The organism is Egicoccus sp. AB-alg6-2, assembly GCF_041821025.1.
Classification (GTDB): Bacteria; Actinomycetota; Nitriliruptoria; order Nitriliruptorales; family Nitriliruptoraceae; genus Egicoccus.
This window is the reverse complement of sequence record NZ_JBGUAY010000003.1, coordinates 471,364-493,968: the sequence shown is the minus strand read 5'-3', so window position 1 is coordinate 493,968 and position 22,605 is coordinate 471,364. Positions and strand designations below refer to the sequence as shown.

Sequence of the window (22,605 nt, the reverse complement as noted above, 5' to 3'; positions counted from 1 at the left end):
GTGACTTGGTCAAGGAGAAGGCGTTGGGCCGCTGAGCATCGTTGGCGGCCGAGAGGTCGTGGGTGGGTGGGCCGAGCTGGCTGCGCCGACGGATGGTGTCGGGGGTGAGCTTCACGTCGTCCTCATGATTCGGTAGATCGTTTTGATACCTGACGGGGTGCTCGTGCGTCTGCGTAGTGTTGGCCGGACAAGGGCAGGAGGATCGGTGGCACCACCTGACGATCTGGTGGCGTTCTGCCAGCGGGAACACGCCCGGCTGGTTGGCGCCGTCACGCTGTACTGCGGCGACCGTGCCCTTGGTGAGGAGATCGCCCAGGAGTCGCTGGCTGCGGCATGTGAACGCTGGGAGAAGGTCCGGACGATGGACGCACCCGGCGCATGGGTGCACCGGGTAGCCATCAACGCGACGAACTCTCGGTTCCGCCGTCTTGGCGCGGAGCGTCGGGCCCGCCGCCGGCTCGAGGGACGTCACGACGACGTGGTCACGGATCCTGACAGTGCGGACGCGGTCGCGATCCGGCAAAGCCTGGCTGCTCTGCCTGCGCGTCAACGGCAGGCGCTGGTGTTGCGTTTCTACCTCGGCCTGAGCGTGGCTGAGACAGCCAGGTGGATGGACTCGAGCGAGGCTGCCGTGAAGGCGCTCACGCAGCGAGCGATCGCACGGCTGCGCGGGCTGCTCGACATCGACTTTCCGTTCGACGACACGATGGAGGTGGACGATGTCGCGCACTGACCTGACCGATCTGTTGGAGCGCGGGGCCGGGCCGTCCCCGGACCCGGTGGACACAAGTTCCGTGTGGCGCCGCGGGAGGCGCCGTCGTTCGATAAAGCGTCTGAGCGCCACCGCTGGGGTGGCCGCCGTCGTCGCCGCTGTCGTGCTGGTGCAGCCATTCTCCGGCGGCCCGACGCGAGGCATCTCCATCGCGCCTGCGGATCGCCCGACACCGGACGAGCCCGCCGACGTGGTAGCGGTCGACGACGCCGAGGTGGTGCGACTCGCTGCCGCGCCCACCGACGATCCTTCGTTGAAGGACGCGGTGGTGTCCGACGCGGAGGGGTTGCGTGGGCTGTGGCGGATGGCGGACATCGACGGCGAGGCGCCGACCCTGCCCGCCGGGACGGTGGGCATCTTCGTGATCGCACGGCACGCCGAGTCCACCTGCCGCGCCACTACCGACGTCACGGGCGTCGAGATCGACAACGGTGTCGCCGTCGTACTCCTCGACCCCAACGGCGAGTTCCTTCGTCCCTGCCCCGGCCCAGACGGCAGCGGGGCATGGACCGCCTTTGCCGTCGCCATCCCCGATCACTACGACGTGGGTCTTACCGGAGCCAGCTCACGTCTCGCCGCAGCCAGCCAGCCCTCCAGCGAGACGAGCGACGCGGCAGCAGACGATGAGCGCGGCCCGGCACCGGATGTCGGCACACTTCGACAGGCCCAGCTGTCGATCTATGGAAACGAGCCGTTCCTGCACCGGTTCGTCGTCTTCGCCACCGACGAACAACGACGCGAATGGTGTGTCGCCTCCTACCTGGGCGACGACGTGCCCGCCAGCCGCCCCGAGCACTGCCAGTGGCAGTTCACCCTGGACGCGATCCCCTACAACGGTCCGGCACAACCCATGGGATGGATCGACGGAGCTGACGCCGGACTCATCGTGTGGGGTATCGAACCGCGGCCCGACCCCGGCGAGTCGACGAGCACCACCGTCCTCTTCGACGGCGAACCCACCGGCCTCGGCCAAGCCGGATCAGGCGGGACCGTCCCGTTCGCCCTCTGGAGCGCCGGCGACCCCAGCGTCTCGCTCGAGAGCATCGAGATCCGACAAGCGGCCGAGACCGTCGCAACGATGGCGTGGCCACCCAGCGACGACGACCCATGGGGAGCGCAACAACTCCAGCCGCCCAGCCCCGACACCACAGGAAGCATTCGGTGAACGACTGAGCGAACGATCGATCGACGACTTCACCGACGAACAACGTGCCGCCCAGAACCTGCACCCCGACGACGACTTCTACACGATGCCAATCGATGGCACAGACCGGACCGTGGGCATCCACGTCAGAGACGGCGACAACCCCGTCATGTTCGCGACAAGCTGCGACGTACTCAACCAGGTTGAACTCCCCGCCGGATGGGACGGATGGTGCCTCGAATACATCGACGCCGACGAAGGACGCATCACCGGCGTGTTTCCGTACGGCGTCACTTCAAGATGAGGGCGAGCGGGCGTTGTCGCACTGTCTTGTCCTCGGCGGTGCCGGCTGTTCAACTTCCATACCGCCGATATGGGTAGGTAGCCGGTGAGCGTCACAACATGGCGGGGGTCCGTCGCCAACGCTGAACTGAACGCTCTGCACGTCGAGGGCTTCGGCGGCGCGCTCCTCGACGAGGACTGGGAACGCCAGCTCGCTCGTCACAGCCTCGGATGGGTCGTGGCTCGCGACGCGGATCGACTGGTCGGGTTCGTCAACGTTGCGTGGGATGGCGGCGCCCATGCCTTCCTGCTGGACACGGTCGTCGCGGTCGACCACCGGAGTCGCGGCGTCGGGAAGGCTCTGGTTGAGGCTGCGGTAGACGGCGCTGCGGAGGCGGGCTGCGAGTGGCTCCACGCGGACTGGGAACGCGGTCTCGACCGGTTCTACACGGACGCCTGTGGGTTCACGCCGACCTCCGCAGGCCTTCGTTCACTGCGCGGGTAGGCCGCCGACGCCGCAAACGCGTGGCGATACCGGGCGTTACCTCCCGCCGAGCAGCAGGCGCGAGCGCCGTTGGTCAGAGCGAGTGCTCGCTCGACTTAGGCCACTGCCAGGACCATCGGACCGAGCGCTGTCGAGCGAGCGAGAACGCCTCGTCGTCCGACCGGGCCTCACTGAACGGCGGACTGGGGCACCAGCCGCACACGTCGATGCAGCCTCCTGCGTGCTCAAACTCGAGCCATGCCGCACGGCGTTCGCAGATCTCGCAGGTTCCGTGGGGAGTGCCATCGGTCCACCAGCCGATTTCCCAACGCTCGTCCAATGCAGCCGAGAGCTTGGCCAGGTCGCACTCCCACCACCGGGGCATCCACATGGTGGCCTTCACCACGGCTGGACGGTAGAGCACGTCATCAAACAGCTCGCAGGTTCGTCCGAGGCCGCGAACGACCAGACGCCTCGCCGCGCGACCTGCTGCAGAACGCATGGACCTACCCCCTCGGGACGATGCTACTGGCGCGGTTAGGTCGTCATCCGGCACCGCGTGTCCATTGGCATAGCGGGCGTTGTCCCTATGCGTGCCTCTACCCGTGCCGCACGAGCTCGCAGTACACGTCCTGCGTCGAAACGTGTAATCTCTGGTCATGAGCGGACAACGATTGAACATCACCCTCGACGGCGAGCACGCAGCCAAGCTGGCCACCCTCGCTGCACGGGTCCACGTCAACGAGGGGACGCTGGCGCGATCACTGCTCAGCAGCGCCATCGACGGGCTCGATCCTGACCCCGCGAACGTCGCCGAGATGCTCGATGGGATCGATGGAGCCTTCGAACGCGCCCAGCTCGGCGCGGAGCAGGCCGCCACCGGCGACACCATCACACTCGACGAGCTGTAGGGCGTGGCGAGGGTCGAACTCGCCCGCGCGGCCGTTGCCGATCTGGATCGGCTCATCCGCACGCACTCGCTCCCGCGCGATACCCGCCAGCGGGTTCGCGAGTCACTCGAACCGCTGGGGCGATTCCCGCGACTCGGCCCGGAGCTCTCCGATCGATGGGAGGGGTTCCGGTTCATCCTCGGCCCTTGGCGGTGGATGCTGCTCGTCTACGTCTTCGACGAGCCCAGCGATCGCGTCATCGTCGTCACCATCCAGGACGCGCGAACTTCGAGTGCGGTGTCGGGTATGTGACACGGGCGTTCTGCTGCAGTTGCTACGCAGCGCCTCACCGGGGTTCTACCTCAGCATGGCGCAATCATTGTCGGCGCCGCCGGAAGCAGGCGTTGCGTCGCCGTCGGCTGGCGTGAGGTGCCGCGCAGACTCGGCCCAAGACACAGTGGCCAACACTGGGCCCGATGTTGGTGCCTTCGTGCGACACTGCAGCTGTTCCCAGGGTGAGGGGAACGACAGGGATCACGATGCAGGGGTGGCCGTGACCAACGTCGAAGCAGATTTCGTGGCGCGCGTGCCGTCCCGACGACGCCTGTGGCCGTCAGGTGTTGGCCGTCGGCCTCTTTGCGGTGGGGATCGTCGTCTGGATAGCGACCGTTCCCAACACGGTGCGGACAGCAGACATGGCCTCGGCCCTGGTCCCGATCGGTCCGGGCGAGACCTACTACGAGGGCTACTACGCACTCAACGATCGCGACATCGTCGTCGAGCAGGTGACGGCCGTCGCCACCCCTGGTGTGACCGCCGAACCGCTGCTGTGCGACCCCGTGCCCGACGTCGGCTACATCGGCAACATCACCAGCGACGAGCTTCACCAGTTCTGCTCATCGACCGACCCAGTCGTGGCCGGCACGGTGCTCCCCGGGCACAGTCGAGACGTCGTGCAGCCGTACGTCCTGGTGCGGATCACGAAGCACACCGACTCGACTGAGGCGTTCTGTGGCCTGGACATCACCTACCGCGACCGCTGGCGACATGGGACCAACCGCCAGGCAAGGCACCCACCAAGTGCTTCTCACAAAGGACGAGCTCGATCCGGCCGACGATTGGACCGAGCTGGCAGGCTGCCCTGTCCGCTCCAGCAACTGAACGGCGCCGACGTTCACCCTCCTCGCCGGGTCGTGCCGTATCGGTGAGGAGCGAGCGGTGGTGACTGCGGGCGTTCTCTACGGTTGGTCGACAGCCCATAGCCGTCGGGTTGGGTCGCATGCCGGGCATGGTGTCGCGTCCCACGGAACAACGACGACCTGGTCCGCGTCTTCGTAGACGATGCGGCCTGGCTGTGTCGAGAAGACCACCTCGTAGTTCACGGCGTGGGCACGGAGCACCTCGAGGTAGCCCTCGACGCGCTCCAGCAGGTACGCGGCGGAGACTTTGAACCAGGAGGTCGCGCCAGGGTTGAGCTGGTGGGAGTAGATGTCGGGGACGACGTCAGCGGGGTTCGTGTAGTTGCGCGTGTACCAGGCGTTGGTGTCGCGACGGAACCCCTGCTGGGCCTCGGTGAGCCTCCCGTCGAAGGCAAGGCCGTTGACCAGCGCGAATACGCCCGGCCGGATGCCATGCCGGTTGCCGTGGACGGCCTGGAAGCGCACGTAGCCTGTACCGAACACCCGTCTGTCACCTCCGCCGCGTGAGCCTACGCCCGGCTTGGAGCGAGATGAACGACGTCCCGTTCGACGTGTCGTACTCCATGCCGTCGGGTGGTCGTGCCGTGCCTCACGCGCCGCAGCAGATGCGTCAGGCTGTGGCGTGGCTGGAACGGCAGGCCGCTTCCGAGGAGGATCCGCCGACGCGGGTACGGCTCTTGGCACGCGCGGGCGGTTACGCGGGCATCCTGCGCGATCTCGACCGCGCGGAGGCCCTGTTGCTGCAAGCCATACGTCTCGCTGACGAGGTCGGCGAGAAACGGCAGAGTCTCGTGGCGCGGATCCGCCTGGCTGATGTGGCGGCCTTGCGCGGTGAGCCACACGAGGCTGTGGCGCAGCTCGAGCGGCTGCTCGACGCCCGGCGGGTCGAGTGCGAGCAGCATGGTTTGATCGACTTCGTGCACCAGCATCTGGGAAAGGCGCTGCTTGAGGCCGGTGATCCGAGACGAGCTGTGGACCACCTCGAGAGCGCCCGCGTGCTTCGGGAAATCAGCGGCGACCGCGAACTGCTCGACTCGACCATCGCCGCTCTCGAGGCCGCCAAGCAGCGTCTGTGATCACTGGGTGCATATTGTGCGGGTACTGCCCGGGGGGACGCATGAGCAGCAAGGGTCTCGCATGGAAGATCACTGCGGTCGTCGGCTGCTTGCTGCTGTCGGCCGGCGCCGTGTACGTCCTCGTGGGTCCCGTGGGGCAAGACCACGGTTGGTCCGAGCACGACTATGCGGCTTGGGGTCTGGTGGCCTCCGGCGTCGCGTTCCTCTTGTTCGTCGCGCTTCCGGCGCTACTCGTCGAACGCCGTCGCCGTCCCGCGTGAGGACCGACCCGACGGGCAGGCAACGGCGTGTTCCCCCGGATTCCTGATCGGCGTACCGCCACGCCAGTTCCCCAAAGGTGGCTGCACGAACCGGACGTGACCGGGCCGACGCAGCCGTGCCCTGCTGTTGACCGCAGCGCAGCCAGAGTGGCGGTGGTCCGTCCACAGGCATGCCAGTAGGCCTACGGTCGTACGGGGACACTCGGACACGGCAAGACCCATGAGCGCCAGGCAGAAGCGCCCATGACGAACGATAAGAACTGGGGACTACCGCAGGTGAGGCATCGCGGGTTCTGTCGGCTGTGCTGCACCCTCGATCAGATGACGTTCGAACACCTGCCGCCGAAGGTGGCAGGCAACCGCTCCACCGTACGCAGTGTGAGCTACGCGACGTGGAGCAACCATGGCAAGATCCGAGGCTTCCCGTCATCCGGCTGGACGCAGCAACAGAAGGGCACGGGCGGCTTCGTGCTTTGCGCGAGATGCAATAACTCAACGGGGCGACAGTGGGCCGGGGAGTACGGGCGTTGGGCGGTCGCCATCGGAAGCGAACTCCAACGCCATGGTCCCCTGGCGGATCCACCCGCGGGAGCACACCATCGCCTCAACGTGAAGATGGCCGGCGTATACCCCGGTCGGTTCGCACGGCAGGTCCTCACGATGCTGCTCGCCGTCTCCGGTGGCCCCACCACCTCCGCACAGAACCCGCAGGTTCAGTCGATCGTTCTTTAAGGCGCGACTGGGGTCCCGGGCCGTATCCGAGTGTTCATGCGCTTCTACGCCGGTCCCCACATCCGCCTGCTTCCGATCATGGGTGCAATGAACCTCAGGAGCCGCCGGATCGAAGTCTCGGTGGAGCTGGCCTTCCCGCCGTTCGCCTTCGTGGACGTGGTATCTGGCGTCCCCCACAAGGACGATCCCGGGCTCGAAATCACCGACTGGACCCAGTTGGCGGGCGACGATCGCTGCAATGTCGAACTGGATCTACCCATTGGTTTCGGTTTCACGCCGTTCCCTGGTGACTATCGCCCTGCCGAAAAGATCATCTCCGAGGCGGGCGACGGCTGATCGCCGTCCCAGCGGGCAGCTCGAACGGGCGTTGCGCACCGGTTCGAAGCCGCGTCCCTCCCGGCTTCTGCGGCCCTACGCCGGCAGCCGACCCGGTCGCCGTCGGGCAGCAGGACAACCGTTGCGGGGTTGCCGCCGAAGACGTCTTCGGTGAAGGCGCCCACGACCCCAGGCTCCACGACTTGCCCTCCGACTCCCGATTCGATGCACAGCGTAGTGCAGTATGCTGCACCATATGGACGCACATCTCACAGACGAGCTGGCCCTGGCGATCGGTGCCCGGGTCAAACAGGAACGGCAGTCGCGGCGGTGGACGCTGGACCGGCTGGCCGAAGCGTCCGGCGTGAGCCGCCGCACTCTCGTAAACGTCGAACAGGGCACGGCGAACCCGAGCGTCGGCACGCTGCTGAGGATCAGCGACGCGCTCGGCGTCGGACTGCCGGCGCTGGTCGAGCCGCCACAACCCAGGACGCTGAAGGTCACGCGCTCCGGTGACAGCGCCACCCTGTGGCGCGGCGAAGGTGGCGGTTGCGGCGTGCTCGTGGCCGGCACGCAGCCGCCCGATGTCGTGGAGCTGTGGGACTGGACGCTGGGGCCGGGCGACCGGCACGAGAGCGAGGCTCACGCGCGTGGGACCCGGGAGTTGGTGCACGTCCTGGAAGGCACGGTCACGTTCGAGGTCGCCGACGAGTCGGTCGTGCTGGAGGCCGGCGACGCAGCTGCCTTCGCCGGCGACGTCCCCCATGCGTACGCCAACACCGGCGCCGAGCTCGCGCGGTTCTCACTGACGGTGTTCGAGCCCGCTGTGGGCTCGGCGCCACGATCGGAGGTCACCGGTGGCTGACGTCACTGCACTCGAGGAGTTCCTCAACGCAGCCGTCGTTGACGACGCCGTGTTCGCGCTGCGACCCGACTACCGCGCGCTGCTCGTGGCGGTCGACGGTCTCGTGGGAGGAGCCAGCGACGCCACCAGCGACGCGCTGCTCACCACCGCCGAGACGGCGGCTCGCGACGCGCTGGCGGACCGTCCGGTCACTGAGCTCGACCACGTGGCGGCGTGGCGGGAGGCGTACCGGGCGTTCGGCGCCAAGCCGGGACGCACCCGCAACAGCGTGGAGGCGCTGCTGCGCCGTGCCGAGGGCGGACTGCCACGGGTGAACCGGCTCACCGACATCTACAACGCGGTGTCGGTCATCCACCAGATCCCGCTCGGTGGTGAGGACCTCGCCCGCTACGACGGACCACCACGGCTGCTCCACGCTGCCGGCGACGAGCGGTTCGACACCGTCGCCGACGGCGAACCGGTGGTCGAGAACCCGGAGCCGGGCGAGGTCGTGTGGTGCGACGACACGGGCGTGACGTGCCGCTGCTGGAACTGGCGTCAGGCCCGCCGTACGCAGCTCACCGACGACACCACGACGGTGTTGTTCATCCTCGACGCACTCGACCCGCTCAGCGACGAGGCACTGGATGCAGCTGCTGACGACCTCGTCGGTCACCTGACGGCGGCAACGCCGGACCTCAGGGTCGCCCGCCGCTTGATCACCGCCACGGCGGCGACCGCTCGGGGAGAATGACGTTGCTGATCCATCCCTGGGACGCCGCCCGCGACGCCGGCGAGTGGCAGACGTGGCTCGCCGCGACCGACCGGTTCGGGATCCTCGCGGTCAACAACGTCGACCCCGCAGCGGCGCCGCTGCTCGTGCCGACCCACTTCACCCCGGTCGACGAGCAGCTGGTGCTCCACTTGGCGCGACCCAACCCCGTCTGGCCCCATCTCGAGGCCGCCGTCGAGGTGAGCCTGGCCGTCACCGGTGACCAGGCGTACGTGCCCGGCTACTGGCGAGCCAGAGCGGATGTGCCGGAGGAGCAGGGGGTCCCGACCAGCTACTACACGTCGGTGCGGTTCGTGTGCCGTCCGGAGATCATCGACGAACCCGACGCCAAGGCCGCGATCCTCGCGGCCCAACTGGCGGACCTCCAGCCCGAAGGCCGCCACGTCGACGCCGACGCGGACCCGTACGCGCGGATGCTCCCCACCATCCGTGGCATCCGGCTCACGGTGCTGAGGGTCGAAGCGAAGTTCAAATACGACGACGACAAGCCCGCCGAGCACCGGCAACACGTCGCGGAACAGCTCGAAGGGCGTGATCAGCGCAGTGATGTCGCCGCGGCCGTGCAGCGGCGCCGGCGGCTCGCCGAGGTCGGCGACCGGCGGACGCACCGGGGTGGACGATGACCCGCGCCGCATCTGTCGATGCCACCCGCATGCCGCCGTGGGCGCTGACCATCGCGGCGATGTTGTCGGTCCAGCTCGGCTCAGCCCTGTCGGTCGGCCTCATCGCGGCCGTCGGCCCAGCAGGGACCGCCTGGCTGAGACTGACCATCGGCGCCCTCATCTTGCTTGCCCTCGGACGACCGCCGCTGCGGAAGATCCGTCGTCGGGACCTCCCCGCCCTGATCGGCCTCGGCGTCGCCACGGGCCTGGTCACCATCGCCTTCCTGGCCGCGATCGAACGGATCCCGCTCGGCACCGCCGTCGCGATCGAGTTCCTCGGACCGTTGACCGTGGCGGCCGTCCGCAGCCACAGCCGCCGCGCCCTCGCCTGCCCAGCCGCCGCGCTGGTCGGGGTCGTGCTGCTCACCAAACCCTGGCACGGCACCATCGACCCGAGCGGCGTCGGGTTCGCCGCGTTCGCAGCCGTCGGATGGGCCACCTACATCGTGCTCACCCAACACGTCGGCGACCGCTTCACCGGCATCACCGGGCTCTCGCTCACCGTCCCGGTCGCGGCCGCCACCGCGGCCATCTTCGGCGTCCCACAAGCCGCCGGCCATCTCACCCCGGGAGTGCTCGCCGCCGCCGTCGGGCTCGCCGTGCTCCTGCCCGTCCTGCCCTTCGCCCTCGAGATGCTCGCCCTGCGCAAGATGACACCCACCGCGTTCGGGACGCTCATGTCCCTCGAACCCGCCTTCGGCCTACTGCTCGGACTCATCCTCCTCGGCCAAGGTGCTTCGCCCATCCAGATCGCAGGCATCGCCATCGTCGTGTGCGCCGGCGCCCTCGCCCAACGCGACGGCAAGCGCCATCAAAACGTCGGCGACCAACCGGTCATCCGCTCGGAGCTCGACCTCGTCGGCTGACGGCGGCATGCCAGAGGTTCGAGCTCCGCCCGGCGGCGGAGCCATCGGTAGCCCGTCGTTTCCCTCTTGGTTCGCGCTCAGAGAGGCACGATCTTGCCAGCCACAGCCAGGTGCTCCACCCGCAACCACAGGGCACGGTCATTCCCGTGAACACGTTCGCGCAACTGCGTTTTCATCGCCCAAGCGAACGCCGTTGGTCAGCCGACCTACATGTAACGAACCGCCGTATCTACACGCTGCCCCGCCGTGGCTGACAATGGCCACCGGCGGCGACTGTCGGGCCTATCGAGCAACACCCGCTGCCGAACTCACCGACGAGTGAGTCCCGCGACGTCGACGCGGTGCCGCGACATTGGGCGCGGCCTACGCTGACGCCTCGACGAGTCGGAGGGCGACGGCGTGCACGTGCTGGTGACGGGCGGTGCCGGCTTCATCGGTGGGCACTTCGTCCGGCACGCACTCGCCGCCGACCCCGCGGTGCGTGTCACCACCCTCGACGCGCTGACCTATGCCGGCAACGCCTCGACCGTCGCCGACCTCGACCGCGAGCCGCGACACCGCTTCGTCCACGGTGACGTCCGCGACGCCGCGCTGGTGCACCGCCTCGTCAGTGAGGTCGACGCCGTGGCGCACTTCGCCGCCGAGTCGCACGTCGACCGCTCGATCGACGACCCTTCACCGTTCCTGCACACCAACGTGGTGGGGACCGGGGTCGTGCTCGACGCGGCGCGCCGCCACGGCGTCGACCGCGTCCTGCATGTGTCGACCGACGAGGTGTACGGATCCGTTCCCGCCCCCGACCACGTCGACGAGGACGCGCCGCTGCGGCCCAACTCCCCGTATGCGGCGTCGAAGGCGGCGGCCGACCTGCTGGTGCGCAGCCACCGTGTCACCTACGGCCAACCCGTGCTGGTGACCCGCTCCACCAACTGCTTCGGCCCGTTCCACCATCCCGAGAAGGCGATCCCGCGTTTCGTGACGCGCCTGCTCGACGGCGGCAGCGTCCCGCTCTACGGCGACGGCTCGCACCGGCGGGACTGGACCTTCGTGGCCGACAACGTCGCCGCCCAGTGGCTGGTGCTCACCGAAGGGGAGCCCGGCACCACCTACAACGTCGGTGCCGGCAACGAGCGCAGCAACCGCGAGTTGGTGGCGGCGTTGCTGGCCCTGTTCGGACGCGACGACACCGCGATCGAGTCCGTGCCCGACCGCCCGGGTCACGACCGCCGGTACGCCGTCGACACGACGCGGATCCGGGCGCTCGGCTGGAAGCCCGAACACGACCTCGAGGCGGCGCTGGCCGACACGGTGGCGTGGTACCGCGCCAACGAGGACTGGTGGCGGCCGCTGGTCGACGACGCACGACGGGGCCGCGGATGAGGGTGCTCGTCACCGGCGCCGGGGGACGACTGGCCCGCGAGGTCGTCGCGGCCTTCGAGGGCCACGACGTGACGGCGCTCACGCGCGAACACCTCGACATCTCGGTGGAACCGGCCGTCGCGGCCGCGGTCCAGGAGTTCGCGCCCGAACTCGTCGTCAACGCGGCGGCGGTCACCGACGTCGACGGCTGCGAAGCCGATCCCGACCGCGCGCACCGCGTCAACGCTCTGGGGCCGTGGTGGCTGGCTCGCGCCTGCGCGCGCACGGGCGCAACGCTGGTCCACGTGTCGACCGACGCCGTCTTCGGCGCCGAGGTGCCCACGGACGGCCACGGCACACCACGCCCGTTCACCGAGTTCGACCCGGTCGGTCCCGTCAGCGTCTACGGGCGCACGAAGGCCGCCGGCGAGACGCTGGTACGCCAGACCCTCGACCGTCACCACGTCGTGCGGGTCGCGTGGGTTCTCGACCGCGAGGGCACAGACTTCGTCGGCGCCATCCTGCGTCGCGCCCGGGACCGCGGCCGGGTCGAGGTGGTCCACCGCCAGGTCGGCTCACCTTCGTGGGTCGGCGATCTCGGCCTGGCGGTGCGTGAGGTCGCCGTCAGCGGTCGGTACGGGACCGTGCACCGCACCAACCACGGTGCGGTCAGCCGCGTCGAGCTGGCCAGCGCCGCGCTCCGCCTGGCCGGCGTCGACGCCGAGGTGGTCCGGGTCGACCCGGGCCGACGGCCCGACCTCGCGCCGCGGCCGGCGTGGTCGCCGCTGGACGACCAGCACGCCGTGTCGAGCGGACTGCGACGCCTCCCGGCCTGGGACGAGGCCCTGCGCAGCGCGATGGACGCGAGGGGCGAACTCGCGTGACCGGTCCGGACGTGCAGCGCCCACGTGCGGCGGTGGTCGTGGTGTCGCACCAGACCCGCGAGCATGCCCTCGCCTGCCTGCGGACGCTGTCGGCCGCCGGTGCGGACGAGATCGTCCTGGTCGACACCGGGTCGACGGACGGGACCGTCGACGCCGTCCGCGCCGCCCATCCCGAGGTCGAGGTGCTGGCCGTCGACAACCTCGGTTTCGGGCGTGCCGCCAACCTCGGCGTCGCGCACACCCGTGCGCCGGTGGCCGTGGTGGCCAACGCCGACGTGCGCTTCGAGCCGGGCAGCGTCACGGAGCTGGCCAGCCGGCTCCTCGCTGCCAACGACCTCGCCGCCGTCGGTCCGCACGTGCGCTACCCCGACGGCCGCCACCAGGCCTCGGCCCGCCGGCTGCCCGACCTCGCCACGACCTTGGGGCATGCCGCGTTCGCGCGGGTGTGGCGGACCAATCCGTGGACGTCGAGGTACCGCGCGACCGACCATGACCCGGACCACCCGCGTGACGTGGACTGGCTCTCGGGCTGCGCCCTCGCGGTCCGTCGCGAGGCGTTCGACGCCGTCGGCGGCTTCGACCCCGGCTACTTCCTCTATGTCGAGGACGTCGACCTCGGCGTCCGGCTTCGCGGGGCCGGCTGGCGGCTGCGCTACGAGCCCACCGGCCGCGTGGTCCACCGCGTCGGCGCGTCGACCGGCACCCGTCGACGATGGTGGTCGCTGACCACCCACGCCCGCAGCCTCGACCGGTTTTACGGCCGCCACCTCGCCACCACCCCACTGCGGCGGCTGGCGCGTCCGCTGGTGCGGGTCGGCCTGGGCGCGTGGGTGGTGCTGACCCTGGTCACGGAACGTCTGACGGGCCGAGGGCGCAGCACGACGGGTGAGTGACGCCCGCTACGGTCGCGTCCCCAGACGCGGATCGCACCAGCAAAGGACCGACGTGAGGCGAGTTCGCGAGGCGATGATCGTCGCCGGTGGCGCCGGCAGCCGGTTGCGCCCGTTGACCGACACCACGCCCAAGCCGCTGCTGCCGTTCTGTGGTGGGCCCTTCCTCGAAGGTGTGGTCCTACGCCTCGCCGCCGTCGGCGTCGAGCGGGTGCTGCTCGTCGTCGGTGCCGACACCGCCCCGTTCGCCTCGTTCGCCGGCCTGTTCCGGAACCGCGGCGTGCACGTCGACATCGTTCCCGAACCCGAGCCGCTCGACACGGCGGGCGGGGTGCGCAGCGCACTGGACCGGGTGACGGGCACCTTCCTCGTCCTCAACGGCGACATCCTCACCGACGTCGACCTCGCCGGTGCCGTGGCCCACCACCTCGACGCCGACGCCGACGCGACGCTGGTACTGACCCGGGTCCAGGACACCTCCACGTTCGGGGTGTGCGTGCTGGAGGAGGGACGGATCACCGCGTTCGTCGAGAAGCCCGAACCCGGGTCGCTGCCGGGCCAGGACACCGTCAACGCCGGCACGTACGTGCTCGAGCCCGATGCCATCGCCCGGTTCCCTCAGGGCCGCCTCAGCTTCGAGCGCACGGTGTTCCCACAACTCGTCGAGGGCGGAGCCGCCGTGCACGGCTTCGTCGCCGACGGGGTCTGGGCCGACCTCGGCACGCCGGAGCGGTTCCTCGCCGGTCAACGGCTGGCCCTGTCCGGCGCGATGCGGTGGCCGACGCTGGACGCCTTCGACGGTGACGCCGAGGGGGTGCGGCTCGCATCCGGGGTCGTGGTCGAGGAGGGCGCCAAGCTCGTCGGGCCGCTGCTGCTCGAACCCGGCGTACGCGTCCACGCGGGCGCCGAGGTCGGTCCCGACGTCGTGCTCGGCGCAGGGGTCCAGGTCGGCCGGAACGCCCGGCTGCAGGACTCGGTCGTGCTCGCCAGCAGCGTCATCGAGGCCGATGTGGAGGCCGACGGGCTGCTCGCCGGGATCGAAGTGCACGTCGGCCGCGGGGTGCACGTCGGCCGTGAGGTGGTGCTCGGCGACGGGCAGCGCATCGCGCCCGGCACCCGGTTGGAGGCCGGTGTGCGCCGGCCGCTGCCGGGCGCATGATCGTTTCGACCCCACGGCGGTGGCGCCGATGAGCCTCGAGACCCCGTTCGACGAACCGGCCGGGCGACGTCTGGCGCGCGCGGCTTCTGGCAAGCTCGTCGAGCTGTGGCGCGCCCGCGAACTGCTGCTGCAGCTCGTGCGCAAGGAACTCAAGGTCCGCTACAAGAACTCGGCGCTGGGATTCCTGTGGTCGATGATCACGCCGGTGCTGATGACGATCGTCTTCAGTGTCGTGTTCACGGTGGTGGTGCCCATCCCCGTCGACGACTTCCCCGCCTTCTTCGTCGCCGGCTACCTGCTGTGGCAGTTCTTCCAGAATTCCTGCCGGGGCGGCACCGACTCCATCGTCGGCAACGGCGACCTCGTCAAGAAGGTGTACTTCCCGCGCGAGGTGCTGCCGCTGTCGCACGTGCTGTCCCAGCTCGTCCACCTGCTGCTGGCGCTGCTGGTGATCAGCCCGTTCCTGATCTACTTCCGTGGTTGGGGTCTGCTCGTGCACCTGCCCGCCACCCTGCTCGCGGTCGTGTTGCTGACCGTGTTCACCAGCGGTGCCGCCATGTGGTTCGCGGGCGTCAACGTGGTCTTCCGCGATCTGCAGGAGCTGTTCATCGTCATCTTCCAGGTCTGGTTCTACGCGACGCCGGTGCTCTACCCGCTGGCGCTGGTGCAGGCCTCGCCCGAGCTCGAGCGGCGCTCCCTGGACTGGATCGCCACGGCGCTGACCTACAACCCGATGACGTGGTTCGTCGAGGTGTTCCGCGAACCGCTCTACGGCCCCGTCATCCGCCGCGGCGTCGACGACATCGAGTCGCTGGCACCGGCCTGGCCGAGTGTGTCCGCCATCGGTATCGCGGCGCTGTGGGCGCTCGGCGCGTTCGTGTTCGGCTACGCCGTGTTCCTGCGGCGCGCACGCACCTTCGCCAAGGAGGTGTGAGATGCGACGCACCATCGGGCAGTTCGCCGGCATGCAGGTCGACCCCTCGCGGCCCGCGGTCGTCGTCGAAGGGGTCACCGAGACGTTCCGGCTGTTCCACGAGCGGCCGGGCGGGCTCAAGGAACGGCTGTACCGGCTCCGCCGCGCGTCCTACACCGACTTCAACGCCGTCGAGGACGTCACCTTCCACATCGACCACGGCGAGTCGGTGGCCGTGATCGGTCACAACGGCTCGGGCAAGTCGACGCTGCTCAAGCTCATGGCCCGGATCCTGCCGCCCGACGAGGGCACGATGTTCACCAACGGCCGCGTCGCCTCCCTGCTCGAGCTCGGCGCCGGGTTCCACGGTGACCTGACCGGCCGCGAGAACATCTACCTCAACGGCGCCATCCTCGGCCTGAGCCGGGCCGAGATCGACGAACGCTTCGACGAGATCGTCGACTTCGCCGGGATCCGACCGCTGCTCGACACGGCGGTCCGTACCTACTCCTCGGGGCTCTACGTCCGGCTCGGCTTCGCGATCGCCGTCACCGTCGACCCCGACATCCTGCTGGTGGACGAGGTACTCGCGGTCGGCGACGCCGAGTTCCAGGACCGCTCCCTCGAGCGCATGCAGGCGTTCCGCGACTCGGGCAAGACCTTCGTGCTCGTCAGCCACGACCTCGACGCCGTCCGCGAGATGTGCGACCGCACCCTGGTCATGGAGCACGGGCGCGTCGTCTTCGACGGCCCCGTCGCCGAAGGAGTCGAGCTGTACCGGCAACGGGTGGCGTCCGCCTCGGCGCCGCCGGGACCGCGGCGCCGTGACGCCCGACGCGTCCGGGTCGAGGAGGTGGCCCTTCTCGGCCCGGACGGGCAGCCGGTCGAGGAGATCGCCCCCTCGACGTCGATGACCGCGCGGGTGCGGCTGCGTGCCATCGCCGAGGTCGACGTCTGCAGCGTCGGGCTGATCGTGACGCGCGGCGACGGCACCCACCTCTACGAGCTGCACACGACCTGGCAGGGCGTCGGGGTCGGCCCGCTCGTGGTGGACCAGGAGGCGGTGGTGGACATGCGGTTCACGGCGCACCTGCTCGCCGGCCACTACGCCATCACGGTGTCGGTGACGGACGCGTCGGGCCGCGAGACCTGGGCCGTGGTCCCGGACGCGACCCGGTTCTCCGTCGCCCCGGCGCCGGGCGGCGCCGGCCTCGTCGACCTTGCGGCGACCACCGCGGTCTCGGAAGGTCCCGCCCGGCGACTCAACGACGCGACGCAGACCGCGCCCATCCCGCTGGCGCGCCTGCAGCGGCGGCGGCGTCTGAACCGATGAGCCGGCGCCGATGAAGGTCGTCGCCGTGGTGGTCAGCTGGAACGCCGCGACGCAGTTGCCGGCGTGTCTCGCGCGCCTCGACGCGCAGGACCACGACGACCTCGAGGTGGTCGTGGTCGACAACGCCAGCACCGACGTGACCGCCCGGATCCTCGCCGAAGCCGAGACGCGGCCGTGGCGGCATCCGCTGCGGATCGTCCGCAACCACACCAACCGTGGCTTCGCCGGTGCGATCAACGACGGGCTGGCCGTCAGCGACGGCGACGCGGTGCTTTTCTGCAACGTCGACATCGAGCCCGATCCGAGCCTGGTGTCGCGCTGCGTCGCCGTGCTCGAGCAGGACGAGCGCATCGGCTCGGTCCAGCCGAAACTGCTTCGCACGGTCGCCGCCCCCGACGGCGCCCCGGTGATCGACACCACCGGTCACGTGCTCACCAGCGCCCGGCTGGTGCGCAACCGGGGCGAGGGCGAGCGTGACCTCGGACAGTACGAGCAGGCCGGCGAGGTGTTCGGTGCCTCGGGGGCGCTGGTGCTCCACCGCCGGGTCATGCTCGACGACGTGGCGTGGCGCGGCGACGACGGACGACGTGAGGTGCTGACCGAGGACCTGTTCGCCTACTTCGACGACGTCGAACTCGACTGGCGGGCGCGGCTGCTCGGCTGGCGTGCCTGGTACGAGCCGACCGCCGTCGGCCGGCACGAGCGCGGCGGCGCCGGGGTGCGGCGAACGCCGCTCGTCGAGGCGCTCAACTATGCCAACCGGCTGGTCGTGGTCGCGACCTGCGACGACCTCGCGGCCCTGGTGCGGGCGGCGCCCGTGGTGGTCGCCACCACCGCCCTCAAGACGATCGAGCTCGCCGTGACCGTCCCGAGTGCCCTGGTCCCGGCCGCGCGCCGACTCGCGTTGCTGCCCGGGGCGCGCCGGCGGCGGCGCCAGGTGTTGGCGCGCAGCCGCGTTTCGACCGGCGAGGTCGTCGCGCGCTGGGTCGAACCGTTCCGGTGGCGCCCGTGGATCGGGACCTGGTGGCGGCGCGTGACCGGCCGTGCCCTCGGCGTCGCGCGCTGACCACCCGCGTCACTCGTCGGCGGGCTCGTCCTCGGTCGTCTCCTCGGTTGGCTCGGCGTCGCCGTCGTCTCCGGTCGACTCCGTGTCCGCGTCGTCCTCGGGCTCCTCCATCAGCTGCCCGTCGACGGGAGCGTCGGTGTTGTCGTCGACCTCGACGTCCTCGTACTCGAGGACCCCTTCGGGGTAGGGGCCGAGCGGACGTTCCGGCGCGATGCCGTGCGTGCCGTAGTGGTCGATGACGAACCCGTTGGCGACGTCCTCGTCCCAGGAGTCGCAGTCCATCGCGACGCCCCAGGCACGGAACGCGATCGCCTTGCCGGAGCTGATGCCCGGGTCGGTGTAGGGGGAGACGAAGATGGCGGCACCGCCGCGGCTGTTCGCGAAGCCGTTGGCGTTGAGCGTCTCGCTCCAGTCGCCCATCTCCCCGCCGGCGTCGGTCTGGTCCGGGTCGTGCCAGACGATGACGGCGCCGTGCTCGAGGTTGTGGGTGGTCGAACGCTCGTCGAGCTGGCTGTTGGCGCCCGACGAGACGATCGGGTGCGTCTGCAGCATGTGCGGGCCCGAGTGCGTCGGCCGGACGTCGGTGTAGATCGCATCGGGCGACGGGGCGGCATTGGCCTCGAAGTGGCTGCGGTCCTCGAGCGGCTCCCGGTCGACCAGCATCTCGCAGCCGGCGGCGGCGCGGGCGTCCTCGACCTCGCTGGAGTTGACCAGGATGGCGTCGTCGAGGGTGGCCGGTCCGCCGATGAAGGCCTGCAGGAGCACGGCACCGACGACGGCGACGACCGCGGCGGTGATCAGCCCGTTGCGCAGCGAGTTGCGCTTGCGCTTCCGGGCGAGCTCCGCCTCGCGGCGCTTGCGCTCGTCACGTGACTGGGCACGGCGCTCTTTGTTGGTGAGACGTTCGCGTTCGGCCACGGGGGCAGCACCTCGTCGGGCAGGGGTGGGACAGGAGGCATGAAGCGTACCCATCCCGCGGACGTTGCCCCCGTCGCCGCCCGAGGCGGCTCAGCGCTCCTCCAGGAAGTCGGCCACGTCGATCGGCGGTCGCTCCGGCGACTCGGCGGTGTCGGGGTGGCCGACCGCGATCATGCCCAGCGGCTGCCAATCCGGCGGCAGCTCCAGGACGGCTCGGACCGTGGGGGCGCAGAACGCGGTCGAGGAGATCCATGCCGAACCGAGTCCGTGCGCCCGCAACACCACCTGCAGGTTCTGCAGCGCCGCACCACCGGACAGCAGGAACAGGTCGCGCTCGGCCGTGGCGCGGCGGGGGTCGGGGTAGGGATGCGCCGCGTCGGTCACCACGAACGGCACCAGGAGGACCGGTGCATCCCGCAGGACCGCGTCGGAGCGGGCGAGGCGGCGGCGCACGACCTCGGGATCGAGGCCGTCGCCGTCCAGGTCCGTCCGCCACTGCTGTGCCATCGCGTCGAGCAGGCGCTCGCGCGTGTCGGGTCGCAGCCGTACGAAGCGCCACGGCCGGCTGTGGTGGGGCGCGGGAGCGGTGGCCGCGGCGGCGACGGCGGCCTCGACCGCCTGCTCGGGCACCGGTCGGTCGGGGGCGAACCGCCGGACGGTGCGGCGCTCGGCGACGGCGCGCTGGGCCGCGGTCGGACCGCCGGCTCGGAACGCGTCCTGCCATGCGGGACGCAGCAGCTCACGCCCCGTCCCGGGCCGCCCCGCCTCGAGCCCCCGGACGAGGACGAACGGCGTGCCGCTGGCCTTGTGGCGGACCAGGTCGGCCGCACCGGCGACCTCGTCGGCGACGGCGGCCTGCGTCACGTCCAGCGGGCGACCATCGAGGTCCGTACCGCCGCGCTCGTCGCGCAGTGCCGCCGTGCCGGCGACCCCGAGCGCGACCTCGGTCTGCCCCAGCCGCCAGGGCCGCCCGAAGGTGTCGGTGACGACCACGCCGACCTGCCGGCCGGTGCGTCGCCGGAGTTCGGCGCACAACCGGGCCGCGGAGGCGTCGGGGTCGTCGGGCAGCAGCAGGGCGGCGTGCTCGCCAGGGACGTTGGAGGCGTCGATGCCGCCGTTCGCACAGACGAACCCGTGCACGGTCTCGGTCACGAGTACCGCGGGCGTGTCCGCCACGATCCTCGCCGCCAGTTGCCGGGCCAGGTCCCGTCGCGCCTGCCGCGGATCGTCGCCGGCGAGCGGATGCGTCGCGTCCTCGACGAGGCTGACCACCTTGCTCGCGACGCACAGGGTGTCGCCGTCGCGCAGGGTCACGCCGGCGTCCCCGGCCGCCTCGAGCAGGTGGCGGGCGAGGTCGTCGCCGGCCGCGAACCGGTGCGCGGTCGGAAGGGCGACCACCTCGACGCGTGGGGTCACGAGCCGCCGCCAGCCAGCGCGAGACAGGTGCGGGCCAGGGCGGCTGCGACCTCGGGGTCGTCCATCATGGTGTCGGTGGCGACGGCGCGGACGCCGGTCGCCTCGACCGTCGCCACGGCGTCGCGGTCGCGGTCGTCGACCACCCAGGCATCGAGGAGGTCGCCGTAGTACGCGGCGACGCCTGCGGCGCTGACCTCGGCGCCGACCGCGGGCAGGAGACGATGGGCCATGCCACGGACGACGCGGCCGCCCACGATCGGGGACACCCCGACCACCGGTGCCGGTGACTGGTGCACCGCGGCACGCAGCCCCGGCACCCGGAGGATGGGGTCGATGGACACCACCGGGTTGGACGGAGCGACCAGCACGACGTCGGCGTCGAGGATGGCCTCGACGACGCCGGGGGCCGGCTCCGCGTCGGCCGCTCCGGCGAACGCGATCTCCGCGACCTGCGGTCGGGCGCGTTCACGGACCCAGTACTCCTGGAAGTGCAGGTCGCGCCCGTCGCTGGTGTGGATGCGGGTCTCGACGGGGTCGTCGGTGACCGGCAGCAGGCGTGTGGAGACGCCGAACGCACGACGGATCTCGTCGGTGACGACGGAGAGTGGTGCGCCCTCGCGCAGACGGGCCGTGCGGTGCAGGTGGGTCGCGAGGTCGCGGTCCCCGAGCGTGAACCAGCCGGGGTCGCCGAAGCGGCGCAACTCGTCCGCGACCGTGTGCCGCTCGTCGGCACGACCCCACTGCTGCTCGGGGTGCACCACGCCGGCGAGCCAGTAGGTGATGGAGTCGAGGTCGGGGCAGATCCGCAGGCCGTGCAGCGTCAGGTCGTCGCCGACGTTGACCACCGCGACGATCTCCTCGCCCGGCACCGCCGCCGTCAGACCGCGCAGGAACCGGGCCGCTCCGACCCCGCCCGCCAAGACCGCGTACACGCCTGTGCCCTTCGCCCGTGGGACCGCCGGCAGGGTAGTGGCGTCCCCGGGACGGCCCGGCGCGGGGATGCCCCGTCCGAACGAACCTCGACAGACCTTGACAGAACCTGGACAGCTTGCCAAGCTTATGTTCCGCCCCCCGGTACTGCTTGGAGCCACCATGAGCGTGACCACCGCCGTCGCCGTCCCGATCGCGTCCGGCCGGTCGCGCCGAGCGACGCCGGCCGTGTCGCGGCCGCGCACCCGGCCGTCGGCGGCCGAGCCGCTCAGCGGTTGGACGAGCGAGGCGCTGCTGCTCGCGGCGGCCGGCGGCGACCAGCCGGCCTTCGCCACGCTGTACGACCGCGTCAGCCCGCAGGTGCTCGGCATCACCATGCGGGTGCTGCGGGACCGGGCGCTCGCCGAGGAGGTCGCCCAGGAGGTGCTGGTCGAGGTCTGGCGCAAGGCCGACCGGTTCGACGCCGACCGGGGCACGGCGTCGGGCTGGGTCAGCACGCTCGCCCACCGTCGCGCCGTCGACCGGGTGCGCAGTGAGCAGGCCAGCCGCGACCGCGACCAGCGCGTGTCGCGACGCGACCAGTCCCGTGAGTTCGACGAGGTCGCGGATGCGGTCGAGGTTCGCCTCGAGCACTGGCAGGTCCGCAAGGCGCTCGCCGATCTCACGCAGCGCCAACGTGAGGCGATCGAGCTGGCCTACTTCGCGGGTCACACCTACCGCGACGTGGCGCGGGTGCTCGGCATTCCCGAAGGCACCGCCAAGAGCCGCCTGCGCGACGGGCTGCTGCGGCTGCGCGAGGTCCTGGCCGACGAGATCTGATCCGCGCGGCCCACCGTCGGGGTCGGATGCGCCCGCACGGGCGGGCGCATTTGCGTGCGCGTGGCGCGCCCGACCCCACCCCTGGGGCCATTCCGGGCCTCAGGACCCCACCGCTAGTGGTGTTTCGCTTGACAGACCTGGCTGCATGTCCAGAATGACGACCGTGTAGTTCCATGGTTGTCGAGGATGCGGCTCCCCAGCGTGGGGGCGCGGTGACAGGAGTCAGCGGATGGGGGCCATTGCGGAGCTGAGTGCCCGGCTGGCGTTCGACGCCGACGACCGTGCGTGGATGCTCGAGGCCAAGTGCCTCGACGCCGATCCCGAGGCGTTCTTCCCCGAGAAGGGGGGATCCACGCGGGAGGCCAAGCGGATCTGCACCGCCTGCCCCGTCCGTGACGACTGCCTCGAGTTCGCCCTCAGCAACGACGAGCGCTTCGGTATCTGGGGTGGCCTGTCGGAGCGCGAACGGCGACGCGCGAAGCGCCTGACCGCCTGAATCCCGCCGCATCGCTCGGCGGAGGATCTTCGAGCCGCCGTCAGGTGGTACCGTCCCGGCGCGCTCCGCCAGGAGTGCTCCGGCGGCTGGATCCGGCCACCTT

27 protein-coding genes are annotated in these 22,605 nt (G+C 70.6%); 23 read left to right on the top strand and 4 right to left on the bottom strand.

Translation table 11 applies throughout. The features are described 5' to 3' along the window. Positions 1 to 205 precede the first annotated feature (205 nt). From ACERMF_RS07245 to ACERMF_RS07215, 7 genes are all read left to right on the top strand, one after another. Positions 206 to 733, top strand: a complete 528-nt coding sequence (locus ACERMF_RS07245) for a sigma factor-like helix-turn-helix DNA-binding protein (protein ID WP_373668367.1) — start codon at positions 206 to 208, stop codon at positions 731 to 733. A gap of 229 nt (positions 734 to 962) precedes the next feature. Beyond that, positions 963 to 1,937: a hypothetical protein gene (locus ACERMF_RS07240; RefSeq protein ID WP_373668366.1), complete on the top strand. Its 975-nt coding sequence runs from the start codon at positions 963 to 965 to the stop codon at positions 1,935 to 1,937. A gap of 112 nt (positions 1,938 to 2,049) precedes the next feature. Continuing rightward, complete coding sequence (locus tag ACERMF_RS07235; protein WP_373668365.1) at positions 2,050 to 2,220, top strand: hypothetical protein; 171 nt, start codon at positions 2,050 to 2,052, stop codon at positions 2,218 to 2,220. A gap of 84 nt (positions 2,221 to 2,304) precedes the next feature. Further along, positions 2,305 to 2,703 (top strand): GNAT family N-acetyltransferase, encoded by a 399-nt coding sequence (locus tag ACERMF_RS07230; protein ID WP_373668364.1) that lies wholly within the window; start codon positions 2,305 to 2,307, stop codon positions 2,701 to 2,703. A 638-nt stretch (positions 2,704 to 3,341) separates the two neighbouring features. Next, positions 3,342 to 3,593, top strand: a complete 252-nt coding sequence (locus ACERMF_RS07225) for a hypothetical protein (RefSeq protein WP_373668363.1) — start codon at positions 3,342 to 3,344, stop codon at positions 3,591 to 3,593. Between the two features lie 3 nt (positions 3,594 to 3,596). Continuing rightward, positions 3,597 to 3,884 (top strand): type II toxin-antitoxin system RelE/ParE family toxin, encoded by a 288-nt coding sequence (locus ACERMF_RS07220; RefSeq protein ID WP_373668362.1) that lies wholly within the window; start codon positions 3,597 to 3,599, stop codon positions 3,882 to 3,884. Positions 3,885 to 4,189: 305 nt separating this feature from the next. Next, a complete protein-coding gene (locus tag ACERMF_RS07215) occupies positions 4,190 to 4,780 on the top strand; it encodes a hypothetical protein (protein WP_373668361.1) in 591 nt (196 codons plus the stop codon). 30 nt (positions 4,781 to 4,810) lie between these two features. On the opposite strand, the gene ACERMF_RS07210 is transcribed toward ACERMF_RS07215, so the two are convergent. Continuing rightward, on the bottom strand, positions 4,811 to 5,236 hold the full coding sequence (locus ACERMF_RS07210; RefSeq protein ID WP_373668360.1) for a hypothetical protein: 426 nt from the start codon (positions 5,234 to 5,236) through the stop codon (positions 4,811 to 4,813). Between the two features lie 65 nt (positions 5,237 to 5,301). Here ACERMF_RS07210 and ACERMF_RS07205 point away from each other — a divergent pair, with 65 nt between their 5' ends. The 14 genes from ACERMF_RS07205 to ACERMF_RS07140 all read left to right on the top strand — a co-directional run bounded on the left by ACERMF_RS07205 (position 5,302) and on the right by ACERMF_RS07140 (position 17,923). Then, positions 5,302 to 5,847, top strand: a complete 546-nt coding sequence (locus ACERMF_RS07205) for a hypothetical protein (RefSeq protein WP_373668359.1) — start codon at positions 5,302 to 5,304, stop codon at positions 5,845 to 5,847. 41 nt (positions 5,848 to 5,888) lie between these two features. Beyond that, positions 5,889 to 6,107, top strand: coding sequence for a hypothetical protein (locus tag ACERMF_RS07200; protein WP_373668358.1), 219 nt, complete (start codon positions 5,889 to 5,891; stop codon positions 6,105 to 6,107). A gap of 768 nt (positions 6,108 to 6,875) precedes the next feature. Beyond that, complete coding sequence (locus tag ACERMF_RS07195) at positions 6,876 to 7,175, top strand: hypothetical protein (RefSeq protein WP_373668357.1); 300 nt, start codon at positions 6,876 to 6,878, stop codon at positions 7,173 to 7,175. A 223-nt stretch (positions 7,176 to 7,398) separates the two neighbouring features. Then, positions 7,399 to 8,019, top strand: coding sequence for a helix-turn-helix domain-containing protein (locus ACERMF_RS07190; RefSeq protein ID WP_373668356.1), 621 nt, complete (start codon positions 7,399 to 7,401; stop codon positions 8,017 to 8,019). Beyond that, positions 8,012 to 8,752 carry a B3/4 domain-containing protein gene (locus tag ACERMF_RS07185; RefSeq protein ID WP_373668355.1) on the top strand — a complete coding sequence of 247 codons (741 nt, stop codon included), beginning with the start codon at positions 8,012 to 8,014 and terminating at the stop codon, positions 8,750 to 8,752. The genes ACERMF_RS07190 and ACERMF_RS07185 overlap by 8 nt, the downstream gene beginning before the upstream one ends. Positions 8,753 to 8,754: 2 nt before the next feature. Beyond that, a complete protein-coding gene (locus ACERMF_RS07180) occupies positions 8,755 to 9,414 on the top strand; it encodes an FMN-binding negative transcriptional regulator (protein WP_373668354.1) in 660 nt (219 codons plus the stop codon). Further along, positions 9,411 to 10,319, top strand: coding sequence for a DMT family transporter (locus ACERMF_RS07175; protein ID WP_373668353.1), 909 nt, complete (start codon positions 9,411 to 9,413; stop codon positions 10,317 to 10,319). Before ACERMF_RS07180 ends, ACERMF_RS07175 begins: the two co-directional genes overlap by 4 nt. Before the next feature lie 399 nt (positions 10,320 to 10,718). Continuing rightward, a complete protein-coding gene (rfbB, locus tag ACERMF_RS07170; RefSeq protein ID WP_373668352.1) occupies positions 10,719 to 11,699 on the top strand; it encodes a dTDP-glucose 4,6-dehydratase in 981 nt (326 codons plus the stop codon). Beyond that, a complete protein-coding gene (rfbD, locus tag ACERMF_RS07165) occupies positions 11,696 to 12,562 on the top strand; it encodes a dTDP-4-dehydrorhamnose reductase (protein WP_373668351.1) in 867 nt (288 codons plus the stop codon). Before rfbB ends, rfbD begins: the two co-directional genes overlap by 4 nt. Next, positions 12,559 to 13,455, top strand: a complete 897-nt coding sequence (locus ACERMF_RS07160; protein WP_373668350.1) for a glycosyltransferase family 2 protein — start codon at positions 12,559 to 12,561, stop codon at positions 13,453 to 13,455. The genes rfbD and ACERMF_RS07160 overlap by 4 nt, the downstream gene beginning before the upstream one ends. Positions 13,456 to 13,507: 52 nt before the next feature. Continuing rightward, on the top strand, positions 13,508 to 14,611 hold the full coding sequence (locus ACERMF_RS07155; protein WP_373668349.1) for a sugar phosphate nucleotidyltransferase: 1,104 nt from the start codon (positions 13,508 to 13,510) through the stop codon (positions 14,609 to 14,611). A gap of 28 nt (positions 14,612 to 14,639) precedes the next feature. Beyond that, positions 14,640 to 15,545, top strand: coding sequence for an ABC transporter permease (locus tag ACERMF_RS07150; RefSeq protein WP_373668348.1), 906 nt, complete (start codon positions 14,640 to 14,642; stop codon positions 15,543 to 15,545). A 1-nt stretch (position 15,546) separates the two neighbouring features. Beyond that, entirely contained in the window at positions 15,547 to 16,857 is a 1,311-nt protein-coding gene (locus ACERMF_RS07145; protein WP_373668347.1) for an ABC transporter ATP-binding protein, read from the top strand. Positions 16,858 to 16,867: 10 nt separating this feature from the next. Next, positions 16,868 to 17,923: a glycosyltransferase gene (locus tag ACERMF_RS07140; protein WP_373668346.1), complete on the top strand. Its 1,056-nt coding sequence runs from the start codon at positions 16,868 to 16,870 to the stop codon at positions 17,921 to 17,923. A gap of 9 nt (positions 17,924 to 17,932) precedes the next feature. On the opposite strand, the gene ACERMF_RS07135 is transcribed toward ACERMF_RS07140, so the two are convergent. The 3 genes from ACERMF_RS07135 to cofD all read right to left on the bottom strand — a co-directional run bounded on the left by ACERMF_RS07135 (position 17,933) and on the right by cofD (position 21,189). Continuing rightward, positions 17,933 to 18,841 (bottom strand): DUF3105 domain-containing protein, encoded by a 909-nt coding sequence (locus tag ACERMF_RS07135; protein ID WP_373668345.1) that lies wholly within the window; start codon positions 18,839 to 18,841, stop codon positions 17,933 to 17,935. Between the two features lie 90 nt (positions 18,842 to 18,931). After that, a complete protein-coding gene (locus ACERMF_RS07130) occupies positions 18,932 to 20,257 on the bottom strand; it encodes a coenzyme F420-0:L-glutamate ligase (RefSeq protein WP_373668344.1) in 1,326 nt (441 codons plus the stop codon). Continuing rightward, positions 20,254 to 21,189 carry a 2-phospho-L-lactate transferase gene (gene cofD / locus ACERMF_RS07125; RefSeq protein WP_373668343.1) on the bottom strand — a complete coding sequence of 312 codons (936 nt, stop codon included), beginning with the start codon at positions 21,187 to 21,189 and terminating at the stop codon, positions 20,254 to 20,256. The genes ACERMF_RS07130 and cofD overlap by 4 nt, the downstream gene beginning before the upstream one ends. Positions 21,190 to 21,349: 160 nt before the next feature. Between cofD and sigK the strand changes: the two genes are divergently transcribed. Then, positions 21,350 to 22,006, top strand: a complete 657-nt coding sequence (gene sigK, locus ACERMF_RS07120) for an ECF RNA polymerase sigma factor SigK (RefSeq protein ID WP_373668342.1) — start codon at positions 21,350 to 21,352, stop codon at positions 22,004 to 22,006. A gap of 229 nt (positions 22,007 to 22,235) precedes the next feature. Then, positions 22,236 to 22,502 (top strand): WhiB family transcriptional regulator, encoded by a 267-nt coding sequence (locus ACERMF_RS07115; protein WP_373668341.1) that lies wholly within the window; start codon positions 22,236 to 22,238, stop codon positions 22,500 to 22,502. Positions 22,503 to 22,605 lie beyond the last annotated feature (103 nt).

What these genes read in the sequence shown, in the direction of transcription:
- ACERMF_RS07225 (WP_373668363.1), top strand. Translation starts at nt 3,342, where the DNA reads ATGAGCGGACAACGATTGAACATCACCCTCGACGGCGAGCACGCAGCC.
- ACERMF_RS07205 (WP_373668359.1), top strand. Translation starts at nt 5,302, where the DNA reads ATGAACGACGTCCCGTTCGACGTGTCGTACTCCATGCCGTCGGGTGGT.
- ACERMF_RS07200 (WP_373668358.1), top strand. Translation starts at nt 5,889, where the DNA reads ATGAGCAGCAAGGGTCTCGCATGGAAGATCACTGCGGTCGTCGGCTGC.
- ACERMF_RS07195 (WP_373668357.1), top strand. Translation starts at nt 6,876, where the DNA reads ATGCGCTTCTACGCCGGTCCCCACATCCGCCTGCTTCCGATCATGGGT.
- ACERMF_RS07190 (WP_373668356.1), top strand. Translation starts at nt 7,399, where the DNA reads ATGCTGCACCATATGGACGCACATCTCACAGACGAGCTGGCCCTGGCG.
- ACERMF_RS07175 (WP_373668353.1), top strand. Translation starts at nt 9,411, where the DNA reads ATGACCCGCGCCGCATCTGTCGATGCCACCCGCATGCCGCCGTGGGCG.
- rfbD (WP_373668351.1), top strand. Translation starts at nt 11,696, where the DNA reads ATGAGGGTGCTCGTCACCGGCGCCGGGGGACGACTGGCCCGCGAGGTC.
- ACERMF_RS07150 (WP_373668348.1), top strand. Translation starts at nt 14,640, where the DNA reads ATGAGCCTCGAGACCCCGTTCGACGAACCGGCCGGGCGACGTCTGGCG.
- ACERMF_RS07145 (WP_373668347.1), top strand. Translation starts at nt 15,547, where the DNA reads ATGCGACGCACCATCGGGCAGTTCGCCGGCATGCAGGTCGACCCCTCG.
- ACERMF_RS07140 (WP_373668346.1), top strand. Translation starts at nt 16,868, where the DNA reads ATGAAGGTCGTCGCCGTGGTGGTCAGCTGGAACGCCGCGACGCAGTTG.
- sigK (WP_373668342.1), top strand. Translation starts at nt 21,350, where the DNA reads ATGAGCGTGACCACCGCCGTCGCCGTCCCGATCGCGTCCGGCCGGTCG.
- ACERMF_RS07115 (WP_373668341.1), top strand. Translation starts at nt 22,236, where the DNA reads ATGGGGGCCATTGCGGAGCTGAGTGCCCGGCTGGCGTTCGACGCCGAC.